The organism is Burkholderia sp. Bp9140, from assembly GCF_003853425.1.
Taxonomy (GTDB): domain Bacteria; phylum Pseudomonadota; class Gammaproteobacteria; order Burkholderiales; family Burkholderiaceae; genus Burkholderia.
Map to the genome: position 1 here is coordinate 76574 of NZ_QTPQ01000028.1, position 17926 is coordinate 94499.

At 68.2% G+C, this 17926-nt stretch carries 18 protein-coding genes; 10 read left to right on the forward strand and 8 right to left on the reverse strand.

The genetic code is table 11. The features are described 5' to 3' along the window. Nucleotides 1-11: 11 nt before the first annotated feature. Entirely contained in the window at nucleotides 12-1652 is a 1641-nt protein-coding gene (locus DIE21_RS23080; RefSeq protein ID WP_124499894.1) for a GMC family oxidoreductase, read from the reverse strand. 721 nt (nucleotides 1653-2373) lie between these two features. Between DIE21_RS23080 and DIE21_RS23090 the strand changes: the two genes are divergently transcribed. Further along, nucleotides 2374-3816, forward strand: coding sequence for a coniferyl aldehyde dehydrogenase (locus tag DIE21_RS23090; RefSeq protein ID WP_124499895.1), 1443 nt, complete (start codon nucleotides 2374-2376; stop codon nucleotides 3814-3816). Nucleotides 3817-3889: 73 nt separating this feature from the next. On the opposite strand, the gene DIE21_RS23095 is transcribed toward DIE21_RS23090, so the two are convergent. Both DIE21_RS23095 and DIE21_RS23100 read right to left on the reverse strand, forming a co-directional pair. Further along, nucleotides 3890-4912: a serine/threonine protein kinase gene (locus tag DIE21_RS23095; protein ID WP_409364646.1), complete on the reverse strand. Its 1023-nt coding sequence runs from the start codon at nucleotides 4910-4912 to the stop codon at nucleotides 3890-3892. Between the two features lie 58 nt (nucleotides 4913-4970). Further along, nucleotides 4971-5183: a hypothetical protein gene (locus DIE21_RS23100; RefSeq protein ID WP_011886311.1), complete on the reverse strand. Its 213-nt coding sequence runs from the start codon at nucleotides 5181-5183 to the stop codon at nucleotides 4971-4973. A gap of 777 nt (nucleotides 5184-5960) precedes the next feature. Between DIE21_RS23100 and DIE21_RS23115 the strand changes: the two genes are divergently transcribed. Then, nucleotides 5961-6842, forward strand: a complete 882-nt coding sequence (locus tag DIE21_RS23115; protein WP_124499898.1) for a DMT family transporter — start codon at nucleotides 5961-5963, stop codon at nucleotides 6840-6842. A gap of 298 nt (nucleotides 6843-7140) precedes the next feature. Then, complete coding sequence (locus tag DIE21_RS23120; protein ID WP_014895742.1) at nucleotides 7141-7326, forward strand: hypothetical protein; 186 nt, start codon at nucleotides 7141-7143, stop codon at nucleotides 7324-7326. 105 nt (nucleotides 7327-7431) lie between these two features. Here the strand turns inward: DIE21_RS23120 and mgrA are convergent, their stop codons facing one another. Next, the gene (gene mgrA / locus DIE21_RS23125) at nucleotides 7432-8475 is read right to left on the reverse strand and encodes an L-glyceraldehyde 3-phosphate reductase (RefSeq protein ID WP_124499899.1); all 1044 of its coding nucleotides are present in this window, start codon (nucleotides 8473-8475) and stop codon (nucleotides 7432-7434) included. A 184-nt stretch (nucleotides 8476-8659) separates the two neighbouring features. On the opposite strand from mgrA, the gene DIE21_RS23130 reads away from it, so the two are divergent. After that, nucleotides 8660-8866, forward strand: coding sequence for a DUF3185 family protein (locus tag DIE21_RS23130; RefSeq protein ID WP_059534988.1), 207 nt, complete (start codon nucleotides 8660-8662; stop codon nucleotides 8864-8866). Nucleotides 8867-9020: 154 nt separating this feature from the next. On the opposite strand, the gene DIE21_RS23135 is transcribed toward DIE21_RS23130, so the two are convergent. Beyond that, on the reverse strand, nucleotides 9021-9794 hold the full coding sequence (locus DIE21_RS23135) for a phytanoyl-CoA dioxygenase family protein (RefSeq protein WP_124499900.1): 774 nt from the start codon (nucleotides 9792-9794) through the stop codon (nucleotides 9021-9023). A 353-nt stretch (nucleotides 9795-10147) separates the two neighbouring features. Between DIE21_RS23135 and DIE21_RS23140 the strand changes: the two genes are divergently transcribed. After that, the gene (locus tag DIE21_RS23140; RefSeq protein ID WP_124499901.1) at nucleotides 10148-10489 is read left to right on the forward strand and encodes a hypothetical protein; all 342 of its coding nucleotides are present in this window, start codon (nucleotides 10148-10150) and stop codon (nucleotides 10487-10489) included. A 118-nt stretch (nucleotides 10490-10607) separates the two neighbouring features. Here the strand turns inward: DIE21_RS23140 and metK are convergent, their stop codons facing one another. After that, nucleotides 10608-11795: a methionine adenosyltransferase gene (gene metK / locus DIE21_RS23145; RefSeq protein ID WP_124499902.1), complete on the reverse strand. Its 1188-nt coding sequence runs from the start codon at nucleotides 11793-11795 to the stop codon at nucleotides 10608-10610. Between the two features lie 265 nt (nucleotides 11796-12060). On the opposite strand from metK, the gene lpxL reads away from it, so the two are divergent. Continuing rightward, on the forward strand, nucleotides 12061-12945 hold the full coding sequence (lpxL, locus tag DIE21_RS23150; RefSeq protein WP_124499903.1) for a lauroyl acyltransferase LpxL: 885 nt from the start codon (nucleotides 12061-12063) through the stop codon (nucleotides 12943-12945). A 21-nt stretch (nucleotides 12946-12966) separates the two neighbouring features. On the opposite strand, the gene DIE21_RS23155 is transcribed toward lpxL, so the two are convergent. After that, nucleotides 12967-13272 carry a HigA family addiction module antitoxin gene (locus DIE21_RS23155; protein WP_124499904.1) on the reverse strand — a complete coding sequence of 102 codons (306 nt, stop codon included), beginning with the start codon at nucleotides 13270-13272 and terminating at the stop codon, nucleotides 12967-12969. Between the two features lie 14 nt (nucleotides 13273-13286). Then, a complete protein-coding gene (locus DIE21_RS23160; protein ID WP_124499905.1) occupies nucleotides 13287-13565 on the reverse strand; it encodes a type II toxin-antitoxin system RelE/ParE family toxin in 279 nt (92 codons plus the stop codon). A gap of 418 nt (nucleotides 13566-13983) precedes the next feature. Between DIE21_RS23160 and dapF the strand changes: the two genes are divergently transcribed. From dapF to DIE21_RS23180, 4 genes are all read left to right on the forward strand, one after another. Continuing rightward, nucleotides 13984-14853 carry a diaminopimelate epimerase gene (gene dapF / locus DIE21_RS23165; protein WP_124499906.1) on the forward strand — a complete coding sequence of 290 codons (870 nt, stop codon included), beginning with the start codon at nucleotides 13984-13986 and terminating at the stop codon, nucleotides 14851-14853. A 37-nt stretch (nucleotides 14854-14890) separates the two neighbouring features. Further along, the gene (locus DIE21_RS23170; RefSeq protein WP_124499907.1) at nucleotides 14891-15616 is read left to right on the forward strand and encodes a DUF484 family protein; all 726 of its coding nucleotides are present in this window, start codon (nucleotides 14891-14893) and stop codon (nucleotides 15614-15616) included. Nucleotides 15617-15630: 14 nt separating this feature from the next. Continuing rightward, nucleotides 15631-16551, forward strand: coding sequence for a tyrosine recombinase XerC (xerC, locus tag DIE21_RS23175; RefSeq protein WP_124499908.1), 921 nt, complete (start codon nucleotides 15631-15633; stop codon nucleotides 16549-16551). A gap of 76 nt (nucleotides 16552-16627) precedes the next feature. After that, complete coding sequence (locus tag DIE21_RS23180) at nucleotides 16628-17842, forward strand: class I SAM-dependent rRNA methyltransferase (protein WP_124499909.1); 1215 nt, start codon at nucleotides 16628-16630, stop codon at nucleotides 17840-17842. The last annotated feature ends 84 nt before the right edge of the window (nucleotides 17843-17926 follow it).

Here is a 17926-nt window from a genome sequence, read left to right on the forward strand (position 1 = left end):
CATCGCGCCGCTCAGCGGCCGTGCACCGTCGCGGCCGCCTCGCCGCGCGGCACGCCGCCCCGGTGCGTCGCGACGATGAAGTCCGCCGCGCGTTCGCCGATCATCACCGACGGCGCATTCGTGTTCCCGCCGATCAGCGTCGGCATCACCGACGCATCCACCACCCGCAGCCCTTCGACACCGCGCACGCGCAGTTGCGGATCCACGACCGCGCGCGCATCGGAACCCATCCGGCAGGTGCCCACCGGGTGATAGATCGTGTCGGCGTGCGCGACGATCGTCGCGCGCAGCTCGGCTTCGCTCTGGTCCGCCCGCGTGTACAGCTCGCGCCCGCCCTGCGACGCAAGCGGCGCCTGCGACAGGATCCGGCGCATTGCCTGCGCGCCGCGCACGAGCAGGTCGAGATCGCGCGTGTCGCTGAAGAAGCGCGGATCGATCAGCGGCGCGTCGCGCGCATCGCCGCTCGCGAGGGCGACCGTGCCGCGGCTGAACGGGCGCAGCGCGCACACGTGCAGCGAATAGCCGAAGCCCCAGTGCATCTTGCGGTTGTGGTCGTCGACGAGCGCCGTGCAGAAATGCAGCTGCAGGTCCGGTCGGTCGAGCGACGGATCGCTCTTGATGAAGCCGCCGGCCTCCGCGACGTTGCTCGTCATCATCCCCGTGCGGCTCGAGAAATAGCGCGCGAGCGCCGGCGTCATCTTCGCGATCCCGCGCAGGCAGACGCCGACCAGCTCCGACGAATTCACGCGCGTGTTGATGATGAAGTCGATATGGTCGATCAGGTTGGCGCCGACGTCCGGCGCGTCCTGCACGACCGCGATGCCGTGCCGGCGCAGCTGCTCCGCCGGACCGATCCCCGAGCACATCAGCAGTTGCGGCGAATTGAACGCGCCGGCCGACAGGATCACTTCCGCACGCGCGCCGAGCGTCTCGACGCGTCCGTCGCGCGACACCACGACGCCGACCGCGCGCTTGCCGTCGAAGCCCACGCGCAGCACCGTCGCATCGGTGATCACGTGCAGGTTCGGCCGGTCGCGGCCGTAGATGTACGCACGCGCGACGCTACAGCGCGAGCCGTCGCGATGCGTGACCTGATAGAAGCCGACGCCTTCCTGCGTCGCGCCGTTGAAATCGTCGTTGAGCGGATAGCCGGCCGCATGTGCGGCCTGGATGAATCGTTCGGAGAACGGATTACGAAAGCGCAGATCGGAAACCGTCAGCGGACCGTCCGCGCCGTGCCAGGCGTCGGCGCCGCGCGCGTTGCCTTCCGCGCGGCGGAAATACGGCAGCACGTCCTGCCAGCCCCAGCCCGTCGCGCCGAGTTGTGCCCACTCGTCGTAGTCGCCCGGGTGGCCGCGCGTGTAGATCATCGCGTTGATCGCGCTCGAGCCGCCCATCCCGCGCCCGCGCGGCTGGTAGCCGCGACGGCCGCCGAGGCCCGGCTGCGGCACCGTCTCGTAACCGTAGTTCGTGCCGAGCTTGAACGGTACGAGCGCGGCGATCCCCACCGGCATGTTGACGAGCAGGTTGCGCTCCGTGTGCGAACCGGCCTCGATCAGCGCGATCGTCGCGTCGGGGCATGCATCGGCGAGGCGGCTGGCGAGGCTCGACCCGCCCGACCCTCCGCCGACGATGATGTAGTCGTATTGCATGTCACGTCTCCTTCGTGTCATGAACGGCGCCCGGCGCGGCCCGGCTCCCGCTTGTAATGTTCGGGCATTGTAGGAATGGCCGTCACGCACGCGGCAAGCCGATTCAAGAGCGATTCCTCTAAACGCCCGCGTGAACTAAATTTAAGATGTATCGATTGATGCGACGCGATGCACAGGCCGCCAGAAGCCGCGCTGTCGCGACACTGGGGAGACGACGATGCAGCGCGACGTTCTGCGGGCCGCGGGCCGACCGGGTTGTCCGGGCGCACCGCGCGCGGCCCGCATTTCATTTCAAACGGATGCCTGGACAGTAACGGCCGGCACCGTGCGCGCGGCCGGTCGAAATCGAACGACGCCGCGTGTCGCCGCCCGTTTGGACGGCGCGTCGCGTGAGCGGCACGACCTGCCGGTACGTGTGTCGCCGCGCGCCTCGCGCGGCCCCGCTTCGGTGCGCCCGCAAGCACCCGCGGCGCGCCGTCGCGCACCGGCCGGACATCGCATCGGGCCGGACGCGCGGACCGTGCAACCCCGTTTTCCGACGCGGGCACCGTCGCGCGGATGCGACGCTTGCCGCACGCTGCACCCTGTTTTCGACCGCGCATCGCATCCGGCCCCGCGCCGCGCGACGCGCGCCATCCCGACCCGCCCCGCCACGCTCGCCGAGCGGGTACGTGCGGCCTGACTGCTGGCCGACGTGCCACGCCCAACTGGAGGAGACGACATGAAGAACGACCTGCCCGAACTGGCCCCGCAAGCGCTGCCGTCGGTCGATACGCTGACGACGCTGCTGCGCGACCAGCGCGCGGCCTACCTGCGCGCGCCGTATCCGGAGTGGGACGCCCGTGCGCGGCACCTGCGCGCGCTGCGCACGATGCTGATCGATCATGCGGATGCGCTCGCCGATGCGATCAGCGCCGACTTCGGGCATCGCGCGAAGCAGGAAGTGCTGCTGTCGGAAATCTGGATGGCGAAGGAAGAGATCGACGACGCACTCAAGCACGGCAAGCGCTGGATGAAGCCGATCCGCAAGCCGATGAACAAGTGGCTGCGGCCGGCGCGCGCGAAGGTGCTGCCGCAGCCGCTCGGCGTGGTCGGCATCGTCGTGCCGTGGAACTATCCGATCCTGCTCGCGGCCGGGCCGCTGATCTGCGCGCTCGCGGCCGGCAACCGCGCGATCATCAAGATGTCCGAACTGACACCGCGCACGTCGGCGCTGTTCGAGCAGCTGATCGCGAAGACCTTCTCGCGCGATCACGTCGCGGTCGTGAACGGCGATGCCGAGATCGGCGCCGCGTTCAGCGCGCTGCCGTTCGATCACCTGCTGTTCACCGGTTCGACGCATGTCGGCCGCCACGTGATGCGCGCCGCGGCCGACAACCTCACGCCCGTCACGCTCGAACTCGGCGGCAAGTCGCCGGCGATCGTCGGTCCGAATGCGCGCTTCGATGCGGCCGTCGACGCAATCATCAGCGGCAAGACGCTGAATGCGGGTCAGACCTGCATCGCGCCCGACTACGTGCTGCTGCCGCGCGGGATGGAAGCCGCGTTCATCGAACGCGCGCGGGCGCGCTTCGCGAGGCTGTATCCGGACCTGTCGACCAACGGCGACTACACGACGATCGTGTCGCCGCGCCATTACGCCCGGCTGCAACAGCTTGCGACCGACGCGCAGGCGGCCGGCGCGCAACTGCATCCGCTGTCGGACGCACGGTCCGATCCCGCGTCGCGCCGCTTCGTGCCGTGCGCGCTCACGCACGTGCCCGCCGCGTCGCAGCTGATGCAGGAGGAAATCTTCGGGCCGCTGCTGCCGCTCGTGCCGTACGAGCGGCTCGACGAAGCGATCGCGTATGTGAACGCGCGTCCGCGACCGCTCGCGCTGTACCTGTTCGACGAGGATGGCGGCACGATCGACCGCGTGATGCGCGAAACGATCTCGGGTGGCGTGACGGTCAACGACGCGCTGATGCACATCGCGTGCGGCAGCTTGCCATTCGGCGGCGTCGGCGCGAGCGGGATGGGTGCGTATCACGGCTACGACGGCTTCGTGACGTTCTCGAAGATGAAGCCCGTGCTCACGCAGGCGCGCCTGAACACCCGCGGGCTGATCGCGCCGCCTTACGGCAAGCGCTTCGCCGCGGTGATCAAAATGATGCTGAAGTTCTGAGCGATGGGGGCCGCGCGCAACGCGCGGCGGCCCGCCCCGAACATGCCGCGCGGCGACGCTGCCGCGCGCGCCGTCACACGGGCCAGAGCGGCCCCTCCTGCATCGCGCCGATCTGCTCGCGCAGTTCGAGCACGCGTGCTTCCCAGTAGCGATGCGTGTTGAACCACGGGAACGCGGCCGGAAACGCCGGATCGTCCCAGCGGCGCGCAAGCCAGGCCGCGTAGTGGATCAAGCGCAGCGTGCGCAGCGCTTCGACCAGATGCAGTTCGCGCGGCTCGAATTCGCAGAAATCCTCGTAACCGGCGAGCAGGTCCGCGAGCGCGCGCGACGCGCCGTCGCGATCGCCCGGCAGCAGCAGCCACAGGTCCTGGACCGCGGGCGCCATCCGGCTGTCGTCGAAGTCGACGAAATGCGGGCCCGCGTCGGTCCACAGCACGTTGCTCGGATGGCAGTCGCCGTGCGTGCGCAGCAGGCGGATGTCGCCCGCACGCTCGAACGCGGCCTCGACGCCTTCGAGCGCGAGCGCGACCACCGTCTCGTAGGCGGGCCGTACATCGTCGGGAAGAAAATCGTGCGCGAGCAGGTAATCGCGCGGCTCGTAGCCGAACGTGCGGATGTCGAGCACCGGACGCGCGACATAGGGCTGCGTCGCACCGACCGCGTGAATCCGGCCGATGAAACGGCCGAGCCATTCGAGCGTGTCGCTGCGGTCGAGATCGGGCGCGCGGCCGCCGCGCCGCTCGAAGATCGAGAAGCGGAAGCCGTCGAACGCGTGCAGCGTGCGGCCGTCGAACGCGCGCGCGGGCACCGCCGGAATCTCGCGCGCGGCGAGTTCGGCGACGAACGCATGCTCTTCCAGGATCGCGTCGTCCGACCAGCGTGCGGGCCGGTAGAACTTCGCGACGACGGGCGGGCCGTCTTCGATGCCGACCTGGTAGACGCGGTTTTCGTAGCTGTTGAGGGCGAGCAGGCGCCCGTCGGTGCGCAGCCCGGCCGGTATCAGCACACTGTCGAGCGCGTCGAGCACGCACTCGGGCGTGAGGCCGGCGAACGGCGGGCCGGCGGGAGCAGCAGGGGCGGAAGTGACGTCTTTCATGCCCCGCATTGTGCCGTCAGCCGCGCCGAAACACGAGCGTCCGGTGCGGCGCGCGTGCTCAGTGGATCGCGGCGCCGGCCGGCAGCACGGATTCGCCGGTGTCGATCAGGTCCTCGAGAAAGAACGGCTCGGTGTTGAGTTCCTTCGACTCGCCCGGCACGCCCGCGTACCAGGTCACCATGGCCATGTCGCCCAGAACGCGCTGGACGATGCCGCGCGCGCCCTTCGGCACCGCGATATGGGTAGTACAGACAATCGACCCGACATGCATGATGGTTCCCCACTCTTGAAACTTGAAACCCGGCCCGCTGGCGAGCCGGCAAATGCACGATCCGCGCCGCCCTCGCCGGGGTGTTGCGCGTGATCCCATTGTTCACGGTTTATCGAAGCGCGAAAAGAAGAAGAAGCGGGTGAAGTGCCGCGAATTCGTCGAATGTCTCCAATCAACCACTGCATCGCGCGTGCGCTTGCACGGGCGGATACCCCCATCATACCCTGTCGAATGTGACTGCCTGCCGAATCCGGCCGGCCATGCGACATGCACGCGAATCGCGCAATGCACGTATCGTCCGGCCTTTGCCCCGGCCATCCGGCGATTTCGCGTGAGCGCACCCGACGGAACCGCGCCCTCGGTCGCCGCATGGCGGCGCCGGCGTCGAACGCAATCGCGCCGCCCGACGGTCGGGCGCGCGGCGTCGGCTTGCCACCGGTTGCGCGGGATGGCCGCCTTGCGTTACCTTTGACGTTCATCCGCGTTCAAGCGCCTTTCGACACGATGCATCCGCTCACGTCCGCTCTCGCAAAATCCCGGCCGCAGTTCGACTCGCGGCCGCAGGCGTGCGCGCATCCGTCGGTCCTTCCTCCCCCTGTCGCACCGCCGCTCGTCGGCGCCGCGCCGCCCCCGCCGGCGGCTCGCGTCGGCTGACCCGCCAACTTGCGTTTTCCGTTTTCCATTCGCCCGTTTGCGGCCGTTCGTGCGTGATCACGCACGGCGCGTTGCCGCGCGCGCGACATGGAACGTTTCGATCCGTTCGACAGGTGGATTCACATGGTTTCGTTCAAACGCGCGCTCGCCGCGCATGGCGTGACGTCGCTCTTCGTGCTGCTGTGGAGCAGCGGCGCGATCTTCGCCGAACTCGGTCTGCGTCACGCATCCGCGTTCGTCTTTCTCACCGCGCGCTTCGCGCTCGCGTCACTCGTGCTGCTCGTCCTGGCCACCCTGCGCGGCCGCTGGCTGCCGCCGCGCGGCGAACGGCGCATGGCCGCGCTGACCGGCCTGCTGATGATGGGCGGCTATTCGATCTTCTACCTGCTCGCGCTCGATCGCGGGATCGCACCGGGCGTGCTCGCGACGATCCTCGGCGTGCAGCCGATCCTCACGCTCGCGATCGTCGAGCGGCGCTGGCAGCCGATGCGCGTCGCGGGGCTCGGGCTGTCGCTGGCCGGTCTCGCGCTCGTCGTGTGCCGCGGCGTGGGCGGCGCCGGCCTGCCGCTCATGGGCGTCGCGTGCGCGCTCACGGCGCTCGTCGCGCTGACCGCCGGCTCGCTGCTGCAAAAGCGCGTGCGCGCCGCACCCGCCGACGTGCTGCCGCTGCAGAACGCGATCGGCCTCGTGCTGTGCGTGGCGATCCTGCCGTTCCGGCCGGTCTCGCTCGATGTCGGCTGGGCGTTCGTCGTGTCGCTGCTGTGGCTCGGCATCGTGATCTCGGTCATCGCGCAGCTGCTGTTCTACCGGTTGATGCAGCGCGGTGATCTCGTCAACGTGACGAGCCTGTTCTATCTCGTGCCCGTCGTCACCACGCTGATGGACGCAGTCTGGCTCGGCAACCGGCCCGAGCCGCTCGCGCTCGCCGGCATGGGGGCGATCGTCGCGGGGCTTGCGCTCGTGTTCCGCACGCCGGCCGTTCGCACGCAACCCGATCGCGCATAAGGAGGGGCCGCCGCGCCCGCGGGTGCGGCGGCCGCATCGAACACGTACGACGTTTCCGCGCGAATCGAAAGGAACGGGAAAGAATTGCGCAAGGCATTCGTCCGGTTCGCGGGAAAAATGCGGAATCGCGGGGGTTTTTCCGCATACTTTTAATGGTTCGGATAGCGAAAAACGCGACGGGGTTGCCTATACTCGAACCATCCGCCCCGCTCGCAATCGGGTCGGTCCAATACGAGAAATGCCCGGCATGGGGCGGGAAGCGGCGCGGGTGCCTGGTCCCGCGACTATGGAGACACGCATGACGACCTATTTCACGATCGGCGACTTCATCCTGTTGATTCCGATGGCGCTGGCCGGAGCGCTATTTCTCGGCGCGGTGCCGTGCGCAACCGAATTCCGCCACAACCTGCTGCGCGTGCTCGGCGTCATCCTCGGTGTCGGCGTCGCGGTCCTGCTCGTCGAAGGCCTGCCTGCGCTGCTCTAGCGACGCATCTGCGCGCCCGTCGCGCCGCTGTGACGCGACGGCTTGCTTGCGCTCCGATACCGGATGCGATCGTTCGCATCCCGTATCGACTGTCCTTGCCGCCGGTCAGATCGCCTGATCGGTGGACGGCTTTTCCCACAGATTGATCCCGCCTTCGGTCGCGTAGCGATCGATCTCCGCGAGTTCGTCGGCCGAGAATGCGAGGTTCTTCAGCGCGCCGACGTTCTCACGCACCTGCTCCGCGCGGCTCGCGCCAATCAGCGCGGACGTCACGCGGCCATGGCGCAACACCCACGCGAGCGCCATCTGCGCGAGGCTCTGCCCGCGCCGCTGCGCGATGCCGTTGAGCTTGTGCACGTGCTCGAGGTTGTCCGCGCTCAGGTGATCCTGCTTCAGCGACCCGCCGCCCGGCTTGTTCACGCGCGCATCGGCCGGCACCCCGTTCAGGTACTTCGACGTCAGCAGCCCCTGCGCGAGCGGCGTGAACGCGATGCTGCCCGTACCGATGTCGTCGAGCGTACCGAGCAGATCCTCCTCGATCCAGCGGTTCAGCATGTTGTACGACGGCTGGTGGATCAGCAGCGGCACCTTGTATTGCGCGAGCAGTTCGGCCATCTCGCGCGTCTTCGCGGCCGAATACGACGAGATGCCGATGTACAGCGCCTTGCCCTGCTGCACGGCCGATGCGAGCGCGCCGGCCGTTTCCTCGAGCGGCGTGTGCGCGTCGAAGCGATGCGAATAGAAGATGTCGACGTAGTCGAGGCCCATCCGCTGCAGGCTCTGGTCGAGGCTCGCGAGCACGTACTTGCGCGACCCGCCGCCGCTGCCGTACGGCCCCGGCCACATGTCCCAGCCGGCCTTCGTCGAGATCAGCAACTCGTCGCGATACGGCCGGAAATCCTCCTTCAGCAGCCGGCCGAAATTGGTTTCGGCGCTGCCGTACGGCGGCCCGTAGTTGTTCGCGAGGTCGAAGTGATTGATGCCGAGGTCGAACGCGGTGCGCAGGATCTCGCGCTGCGTCGCGAGCGGCGTCGAGTCGCCGAAGTTGTGCCACAGGCCGAGCGACAGGGCGGGCAGTTGGAGCCCGGATTTGCCGCAGGTGCGGTATTGCATGTCGGCATAACGTTCGGAAGCTGCTTCGTAGGCCATGGATCGGTTCCGTCAGGACGTCGGGGAAGGGACGCGCGCCGCACGCGAACATCGCGCGCCGGCGGCGAAGGAAACATACGACGGTTATGGTAGCGAACGTGGCACGAGCACGCACGGCCATGGACGCGGCCGCGCGCGTCGCCTACACTGCGGCGTCTCGAATCACCGTTACAGCGAGGTTGGTATGTCCCGGGTCATCTCGGTTGCACTGCTCGTCGGCGGCGTCGTGCTGCTGTATTTCGGCGGCCAGTCGTTCCATTCGATCAACGACAACGTGTCGCGCTTCTTCACCGGTTCGCCCGCCACGAAGACGATCCTGCTGATCGCCGGCGGTGCCGTCGCCTCGCTGATCGGCCTGATCGGCCTCGCGATGCCGGGCAACAAGCGCTGATCGCGCAGCGACTCGACTCGCGACGGCCCGCCGCGCGCGAACGGGCCGCGCAAAATGCAACGGGCGGCCCAGGCCGCCCGTTTCTTCATCCGCCGGTGCGGCCGCCGTGCCGCATCGGGCAACGGATACGGCTGCATCGCCGTCGGAACCGCGGTTAGAACTGCACTTCCGGCTTCGTCGCCGAACGCGTGCCCGGCACCGGCCGGTTGCTCACGCCGTGATACGTGTAGACGAGCGAGAACTTCACCTGGTCGGAGCGGTTCTGCCCCGCCGAATGCAGCGTGTTGCAGTGGAAGAACACGACGTCGCCCGTCTGGAGCGGCGGACAGATTGCCGCGTCGATCATCTTGCGGTTCTCCGGCAGGTCGCTGCGGAAGAACTTCGCGTCGTCGAACGCTTCCGGCCCGAATTCGGCCGTGTGCGACCCCGGCACCAGCCAGAGCGCGCCGTTTTCATTCGTTTCCGGCCCGAGCGCGAGCCACACCGACACCATGTCCGGACGCTCGAACGCCCAGTAGCGGAAGTCGCGATGCCAGCCCGTCAGGCTCCCGTACGCGGGGTGCTTCGTCATCATGCAGTTGTGATGCGCGCGCGACAGCACCGGCTGCTCGCCGAAATACTCGCGCATCCACGCGCCGATTTCGGGCGCGATCGCGCGCTCGGCGAACGCCGGATCGCGCGTGTAGGCATCCAGCAGCCGCCGCACCGTATGCCCGCCGGGCGCATGCTTGGACTCGGGTGCACCGGGGTAGCGCAGGTCCGCCTCGAACTCGATCGGCTCCGCCGCTTCCTGCAACTGGCGCTCTGCGATGCGTTTGATCGCCGCGCACTGCGCGTCGCTGACGAGGCCGCGCGCGACTACAAAACCGCGTTCGCGCAATTCCGCGACTTGCGCGCGGATCGATTCCGACTGCAATGGAGACGACATGGGATGCCAGACGTTTATTGTGTGAATGTGACGATTGTAAATCGGCGCCGGATGCCGCGAACAGCGCCATTGTCGTACGCAGGGGCATGCCAATCGCCGATTTGATCCGGATCAAGGGAACTGTGCGGCGCGGCACGAGCCTCAGCGACAGGCGGTATGCGGCAACACGCTTGCGGCACAAGGGTTTATCGCGACTTTTGCCGGTCATGAAACCGCTGTAGCCTGTCGCGGCCTGTCAATTCTGGCGGGCGCGGCGCGCGACGAGTTTCGGTAAGATCCGTTGCGCCATCCGAGGCCGTTCATACCAGTGCGCTCTTCAAGGGCGCCATCCATACAAGCGAAGCATCGTTCACATGCCATTCCGTCTGACTTCCCGTCTCAGCCGCGCTGCGAAGCGCGTCGTGCCGTCCGCTCCCGCCCGCCCGCTGCGCCATCATCGTGCCCGCACGCAGGCGCTCGCCGAGCACACGCACGCGCACAGCCGGCTGGACGGCATCCGCGCGTGGTTCCACGCGTTCTTCTCGATGATGAGCGCGCAGGCGTTCGCACGCCGCGCCGGCCTGCGCTCGCTGCTGCAGAAGCCGTCGTCGCTGCGCGCGCTCGCGCTGCGCCGCACGCTCGGCCCGCAGCGCCGCATCAACCGCCCGCGCCGCCTCGCGGCCAGCAACGGGTGGTTCGGTTTCAGCGCGCGCTGACACCGCGCCGGCGGGCAGTACCCGCCACGATCGTCGCGGTCGCCGTCATCTCGCCGGCGCTCGGCACGCGTAAAAAAACCCCGGCATGCCGGGGTTTTTCGTTTCAGGCGGACGACGTTTACGCGACGCGTGCCGCCGGCTCCACGCCTGCCGCTTCGGCCAGCACGAGTGCCTTGTCGGTTGCTTCCCACGAGAATTCCGGCTCTTCGCGGCCGAAGTGGCCGTACGCTGCCGTCTTCTCGTAGATCGGGCGCAGCAGGTCGAGCATCTTGATGATGCCCTTCGGACGCAGGTCGAAATGCTCGCGCACGAGCTTCGTGATCACGGCATCCGACACGCGGCCCGTGCCGAACGTGTTGACCATCACCGAGGTCGGCTCGGCGACGCCGATCGCGTACGACACCTGGATCAGCGCGCGCGATGCGAGGCCTGCCGCGACGATGTTCTTCGCGACGTAGCGGCCGGCATACGCTGCCGAACGGTCGACCTTCGACGGATCCTTGCCCGAGAACGCGCCGCCGCCGTGCGGTGCGGCACCGCCGTACGTGTCGACGATGATCTTGCGGCCCGTCAGGCCGCAGTCGCCCTGCGGGCCGCCGATCACGAACCGGCCGGTCGGGTTCACCAGGAACTTGATGTCGCCCTTGATCAGGTCGGCCGGCAGCGTCGGCTTGATGATTTCCTCGATCACGGCTTCGCGCAGCGCCGGCAGTTCGATGTCCGGTGCGTGCTGCGTCGACAGCACGACGGTGTCGATCGAATCCGGGCGGCCGTCGACGTAGCGGACCGTCACCTGCGACTTCGCGTCCGGACGCAGCCACTGCAGGCGGCCGTCGCGGCGCAGGCTGGCCTGGCGCTCCACCAGACGGTGCGACAGATAGATCGGCAGCGGCATCAGTTCCGGCGTTTCGTCGCACGCGTAACCGAACATCAGGCCCTGGTCGCCCGCGCCTTGATCGAGGTTGTCGTCATGTGCGCGGTCGACGCCTTGCGCGATGTCCGGCGACTGCTTGTCGTACGCGACGAGCACCGCGCAACCCTTGTAGTCGATGCCGTAGTCGGTGTTGTCGTAGCCGATGCGCTTGATCGTGTCGCGCGCGATCTGGATGTAATCGATGTTGGCCGTCGTGGTGATTTCACCAGCCAGCACGACGAGACCCGTGTTGCACAGCGTTTCGGCCGCTACGCGGGAATATTTGTCCTGCTCGAGGATGGCGTCGAGAATCGCGTCCGAGATTTGGTCCGCGACCTTGTCCGGATGGCCTTCGGAGACGGATTCGGACGTGAAGAGATAATCGTTTGCCACTTTTTCAGGCTCCTGTGTGGTTACGGTTGGTTTCACGTAGCCAGCTTCGTTGGGCCTGAAGCGGCGACGCTTTAGCGGATTACCAGGACCGGGCAGCGCGCTTCGCGCCAGCCGGCTTCGCCCCGCAAGTTGTCAGTTAACTCGGCGAAGCCCGTATTATAGCGGCTTTCGTGAATTGTCACAGAGCGCCACACGTGCTGCATCGTCCGCTGTCCTACCCCCCTGTTCGCAACGTGCCGGCCAGCCGGCCCCACGGAGATTCCGCATGCTAGGCCGCCTCGGCACGCACCTCGCCATCGGCTTGCTGAAGCTGCTCGCCCTGCTGCCGTACGGCTTGACCGCACGGTTCGGCGACGGCCTCGGCTGGCTGCTGTACCAGATTCCCAGCCGGCGAAAGCGCATCGTACATACCAATCTGAAACTCTGCTTCCCCGACTGGAGCGACGAACGGCGCGAGGAAGTGGCGGGCCGGCATTTCCGCCATGCGATCCGCAGCTACGTCGAGCGCAGCGTCCAGTGGTTCGGCTCCGAGCGCAAGCTCGCGAAGCTGATCCAGGTCGACAGCGCGGTCGATCTCACCGATCCCGATCTGCCCCCGACATTGTTCCTCGGCCTGCATTTCGTCGGGATCGAAGCCGGCTCGATCTGGCTGAACCGTTCGCTGCAGCGTCGCTGCGGATCGCTGTACCAGCCGTTCTCGAATGACGTGCTCGAGGAAGAGGCGAAGAAGGCGCGCGGGCGTTTCGACGCCGAGATGGTCGGCCGTGCGGACAGCGCGCGCGTCGTGCTGCGCTGGCTGCGCGACCGCAAGCCGGTGATGCTCGGCGCGGACATGGACTACGGCCTGCGCAATTCGACGTTCGTCCCCTTCTTCGGCGTGCCCGCGTGCACGCTGACGGCCGTCGGCCGGCTCGCGAAGACGGGCCGCGCCCAGGTCGTGCCGTTCATCGGCGAGGTGCTGCCGAACTACAAGGGCTACCGGCTGAAGGTGTTCAAGCCGTGGAATCACTACCCGACCGGCGACGACGATCTCGACGCGCGGCGGATGAACGAATTCCTCGAGGAGCAGATTCCGCTGATGCCGGAGCAGTATTACTGGGTCCACAAGCGCTTCAAGACGCGCCCGCCCGGCGAGCCGAGCCTCTACTGAGCCGAACCCGCGGGCGCGCCGTCACGCGCGCGCCCGCTGCACCCTCGCCACCTTCGGCACGCCTTTCGCACGCGCCTGCCAGAGATCGTAGGCCGACTGCTGCGCGAGCCACAGATCCGCCTTCCCGCCGTTTTCCTCGCCCAGCCATGCCTCGAGACGGAGTGCCATTTCAGGCGAGATGCCGGCGTGGCCGTGCAGGATGCGCGACAGCGCCGCGCGCGTGACGCCGAGCTGCGCGGCGGCCTCGGTGACGGTCAGGCCGAGCGCCGGCAAGACATCGTCGCGCAGCGCCTCGCCCGGATGGGGCGGATTGAAGATGCGAGTCATGGCGTTGAATGACCTCAGTGATAGTCTTGATAGTTGACCAGAACGACATCAGGGCCCTCGAACCTGAACGTCAGGCGCCAGTTGATGCTCACGCTCACCGAGCAGTAACCCTCCAGCCCGCCGGCGAGGCCATGCAAGCGCCAGCCCGGTACGTTCATGTCGAGCGGCTGGCTCGCCATGTCGAGACGGGCAAGCTGGCGCCGCAGCCTCGGCGCATGATCCGGCCGGATGCCGGCCCTGCTCCCGTTCGTGAAAAACGCTTCCAGCCCCTTGTGCTGCCATGACTTGATCATGGGCCTCCCACACTCGAGTGCGATGTCGATGGCATGGCCCGCATGGCGTATAGCCAGACTATACGAATCGCCTGATTGATTTGTCAATTTGACCGGTACGAAAACACGCACGCGGCTCATCCCGTGCGCCGGCAACGGCGGGACGCGTGCCACCGGATTCACCTGTCCTGGCAACGCTCGCCCTATCGCACCACCTCAATCTGCCCACTCACGGTCCGCGCAACCAGTCAGCCGATCGGCCGACCTCGTTCCGCTCCGACACTCAAACGACGTCCGGCCCCCGCCCGCGCAGGACGCCCCTGTCGGCTGCATGTATCATTTGCGGTTGAGATCTGCACGACGAACGAGGCCGCCCGGGATGGCGGCACGCCGCGTCCGTCGTGCCGACCGCCTTGTTCGCCATGGAATTCCGGACCCAGTGAAACTCTCGTTCACCAAGATGCACGGCGCGGGCAACGACTTCGTCGTGCTCGACGGCTATTCGCGCGCGTTGCCGCCGCTCACCGACGCGCAAGTGCGCGCGCTCGCCAACCGACACTTCGGCATCGGCGCCGACCAGTTGCTGCTCGTCGAGAAACCGACCGTCGACGGCGCGGATTTCAAGTACCGGATCTTCAATTGCGACGGCGGCGAGGTCGAACACTGCGGCAACGGCGCGCGCTGCTTCGTGAAGTTCGTCAGCGACCGCGGCCTGACCGACAAGCGCAGCGTGCGCGTGCAGGTGATGAAGGGCCTGATCACGCTGACGATGCAGGACAACGGCGAAGTCGTCGTCGACATGGGCGCGCCCGTGTTCGCGCCGGCGCAGGTGCCGTTCAATGCAGCGGGGCTCGACGGCCGGAGCGAGGGCAACGACACGCTGTGGCCGCTCGACGTCGGCGGCGCGACGCGCTGGATCTCGACGGTGTCGATGGGCAACCCGCACGCGGTGCAGGTCGTCGACGACACCGAAGCGTATCCCGTGCTGGTGGAAGGCCCGCTGATCGAGCGCCACGCCCGCTTCCCGCAGCGCGTGAACGCCGGCTTCATGCAGATCGTGTCGCGCAACGAGGTGAAGCTGCGCGTGTACGAGCGCGGCGCGGGCGAGACGCTCGCGTGCGGCACCGGCGCGTGCGCGGCGGTGGCGGCCGGCATCCGGCGCGGCCTGCTCGATTCGCCCGTGACCGTGCACACGCACGGCGGCACGCTGACGATCGGCTGGGGCGGCGCGCGCGACGAAGCCGCCGCGCTGATGATGGCCGGGCCCGCCGCGACCGTGTTCGAAGGCGAGATCGACCTGAACGTCTGACCCTGCAACGTCCTTGATAACTGAACGCGCCAGCCACATGAACGATCGCGAAGTCGCCGACTACCTGCTCGCCAATCCCGAATTCTTCGCGCAGCACGCGGAACTGCTCGCGACGATCCGCCTCGCGAACCCGCACGGCAAGGCCGCGATCTCGCTGCAGGAGCGGCAGATGGAGATGCTGCGCGACAAGAACAAGCATCTCGAGCGCCGGCTCGCCGAACTCGTGCGCTACGGCCACGAGAACGACAGCCTGTCCGCGAAGTTCAGCCGCTGGACCGCGCGCGTGATCGCGGAACGCGACCCGTACGCGCTGCCGCGCACGATCGCCGAAGGCATCGCCGACGTGTTCGACGTGCCGCAAACGGCGCTGCGCGTGTGGGATGTCGCCGACACCTACGCGCAGGCCGATTTCGCGCGCCAGGTCGGCGAGGAAGTGCGCCTGTTCACGAACGGGCTGTCGACGCCGTACTGCGGCGCGAACACCGGCTTCGAAGCCGCCCAGTGGCTCGCGCCCGCGCTCGCGGCACCGGCCGCGACTGCAGCGGAAGGCGCCGAAGCCGCGCCGGCCGGCGACGGCGCGGCCACGTCGGTCGCGCTGCTCGCGCTGCGCGCGCCGCTCGCCGGCACCGATGCGCCCGCTTTCGGCCTGCTCGTGCTCGGCTCGCCCGATCCGCGCCGCTTCCACGACGGGATGGCGACCGACTTCCTCGCGCAGATCGCGACGCTCGCGAGCGCCGCGCTCACGCGCCTGCTGCCGCACTGAACGCTCCGCCCGCAATGACCGACGATCCGATCGCCGCCTACCTGTCGAACCTGAAGCACGTCAGGCAGTTGTCGGAACACACGCTGCGTGCGTACACGCACGAACTCGACGAACTGAAGAAGCTCGCCGCCGGCCGCCCGCTCGACGCGCTGACGGCCGCCGACATGCGCGGCGCGGTCGCGCGCGCGCATGCGGGCGGACTGTCCGCGCGCTCGATCTCGCACCGCCTGTCCGCATGGCGCGCGTTCTACCGCTGGCTCGCGCAGCGCATCGAGATGCCCGCGAACCCGGTCGCCGCGGTGCGCGCGCCGAAGCGCCCCAAAACCCTGCCGAAGGCGCTGTCGGTCGACGACGCATCGGCGCTGATGGACGCGCCGCTCGCCGGCACGACCGAGGGCATCCGCGATCACGCGATCCTCGAACTGTTCTATTCGTCAGGGCTGCGCCTCGCCGAACTGGTCGGGCTCGACGTCATGTACACGCAGGCCGACGGCTACCGCTCGGCCGGCTGGCTCGACCTCGCCGAAGCCGAAGTCACCGTGCGCGGCAAGGGCAACAAGGAACGCAAGGTGCCGGTCGGCCGCAAGGCGATCGACGCGCTGAACGCGTGGCTCGCGGTGCGCGGCGAATTCGTGAAGCACGATCCGCATCCGCTGTTCGTGTCCGTGCGCGGCAACCGGATGGCGCCGGGCGTCGTGCGCGACCGCGTGAAGCGCGCGGCGCTCGCCGCGGGCATCCCCGCCAATGTCCACCCGCACGTGCTGCGCCATTCGTTCGCGACGCACGTGCTGCAGTCGAGCGGCGACCTGCGCGCGGTGCAGGAACTGCTCGGCCACGCGAGCGTCGCCGCGACGCAGGTCTACACGTCGCTCGACTTCCAGCATCTCGCGAAGATTTACGACAGCGCGCATCCGCGCGCGAAGAAGCGCGACTGACGCGCGTCCCGTATGACCCGCCGCGCGCGGCGACCGGCAACGGCCGGCGCCGTCCGCGGCCCTTTTCGATCCGATCATGCAAACCATCACGCTCAAACCGTCCAAGGAAAAGTCGCTGCTGCGCCGGCATCCGTGGGTCTATGCCAATGCGATCGACCGCGTCGACGGCAAGCCCGCGCCGGGCGCGACCGTGGTCGTGCGCGCGCACGACGGCCGCTTCCTCGCGCGCGGCGCCTACAGCCCGCAGTCGCAGATTCGCGTGCGCGTCTGGAGCTTCGACGAGAACGAGCCGATCGATCATGCATTCTTCAAGCGCCGCGTGCAGCGCGCGGTCGCGCACCGCACGACGATGGTGTCGGGCACGGGCGCGGTGCGGCTCGTGTTCGGCGAAGCCGACGGGCTGCCGGGGCTGATCGTCGACTACTACATCGCGGACACCGCCGAACCGGGCGCCGCGCCGCGCGGCCAGCTCGTGTGCCAGTTCATGGCCGCGGGCGTCGAAGCGTGGAAGGACGCGATCGTCGCGGCGCTCAGCGGCGCGAGCGGCTGCCCGAACGTGTACGAACGCTCGGACGTGTCGATCCGCGACAAGGAAGGACTCGAGCAGACCACCGGCGTGCTCGCCGGCGACGCACCGCCCGCGACGCTGATCGCGAACGAAAACGGCGTGCGGTATCACGTCGACGTGCCGAACGGCCACAAGACGGGCTTCTACGTCGACCAGCGCGACAACCGCGCGCTCGTCGCGCAATACGCGGACGGCCGCGACGTGCTCAATTGCTTCTGCTACACCGGCGGCTTCTCGCTCGCGGCGCTCAAGGGCGGTGCGAAGCGCGTCGTGTCGATCGACTCGTCGGGCGATGCGCTCGCGCTCGCGCAGCAGAACGTCGTGGCGAACGGCTTCGACGCCGAGCGCGCGACCTGGCTCGACGCCGACGCGTTCAAGACGCTGCGCCGCCTCGTCGACGAAGGCGAGCGTTTCGACCTGATCGTGCTCGATCCGCCGAAGTTCGCACCGACCCGCGACAGCGTCGATCGCGCAGCGCGCGCGTACAAGGACATCAACCTGAGCGGCTTCAAGCTGCTGCGTCCGGGCGGCCTGCTGTTCACGTACTCGTGCTCGGGTGCGATCGACATGGACCTGTTCCAGAAGATCGTCGCGGGCGCGGCGGCCGACGCGAAGGTCGACGCACGCATCCTGAAGCGGCTCGGCGCGGGCGTCGATCACCCGCTGCTCGCCGCATTCCCGGAAGGCGAATATCTGAAGGGCCTGCTGTTGCAAATCGTCTGATCGCCCCGATCTACGCGCACACCCGCGTCCGCCGGCCCTGCCCCGGTGGCGGGCCCGCGCTCGAGCCCGTCGTCCGGACGACGG

Bases quoted from the DNA above. Each gene is read 5' to 3' on its own strand.
- DIE21_RS23080 (WP_124499894.1), bottom strand. From the start codon at position 1,652: ATGCAATACGACTACATCATCGTCGGCGGAGGGTCGGGCGGGTCGAGC.
- DIE21_RS23090 (WP_124499895.1), top strand. From the start codon at position 2,374: ATGAAGAACGACCTGCCCGAACTGGCCCCGCAAGCGCTGCCGTCGGTC.
- DIE21_RS23095 (WP_409364646.1), bottom strand. From the start codon at position 4,912: ATGAAAGACGTCACTTCCGCCCCTGCTGCTCCCGCCGGCCCGCCGTTC.
- DIE21_RS23100 (WP_011886311.1), bottom strand. From the start codon at position 5,183: ATGCATGTCGGGTCGATTGTCTGTACTACCCATATCGCGGTGCCGAAG.
- DIE21_RS23115 (WP_124499898.1), top strand. From the start codon at position 5,961: ATGGTTTCGTTCAAACGCGCGCTCGCCGCGCATGGCGTGACGTCGCTC.
- DIE21_RS23120 (WP_014895742.1), top strand. From the start codon at position 7,141: ATGACGACCTATTTCACGATCGGCGACTTCATCCTGTTGATTCCGATG.
- mgrA (WP_124499899.1), bottom strand. From the start codon at position 8,475: ATGGCCTACGAAGCAGCTTCCGAACGTTATGCCGACATGCAATACCGC.
- DIE21_RS23130 (WP_059534988.1), top strand. From the start codon at position 8,660: ATGTCCCGGGTCATCTCGGTTGCACTGCTCGTCGGCGGCGTCGTGCTG.
- DIE21_RS23135 (WP_124499900.1), bottom strand. From the start codon at position 9,794: ATGTCGTCTCCATTGCAGTCGGAATCGATCCGCGCGCAAGTCGCGGAA.
- DIE21_RS23140 (WP_124499901.1), top strand. From the start codon at position 10,148: ATGCCATTCCGTCTGACTTCCCGTCTCAGCCGCGCTGCGAAGCGCGTC.
- lpxL (WP_124499903.1), top strand. From the start codon at position 12,061: ATGCTAGGCCGCCTCGGCACGCACCTCGCCATCGGCTTGCTGAAGCTG.
- DIE21_RS23155 (WP_124499904.1), bottom strand. From the start codon at position 13,272: ATGACTCGCATCTTCAATCCGCCCCATCCGGGCGAGGCGCTGCGCGAC.
- DIE21_RS23160 (WP_124499905.1), bottom strand. From the start codon at position 13,565: ATGATCAAGTCATGGCAGCACAAGGGGCTGGAAGCGTTTTTCACGAAC.
- DIE21_RS23170 (WP_124499907.1), top strand. From the start codon at position 14,891: ATGAACGATCGCGAAGTCGCCGACTACCTGCTCGCCAATCCCGAATTC.
- xerC (WP_124499908.1), top strand. From the start codon at position 15,631: ATGACCGACGATCCGATCGCCGCCTACCTGTCGAACCTGAAGCACGTC.
- DIE21_RS23180 (WP_124499909.1), top strand. From the start codon at position 16,628: ATGCAAACCATCACGCTCAAACCGTCCAAGGAAAAGTCGCTGCTGCGC.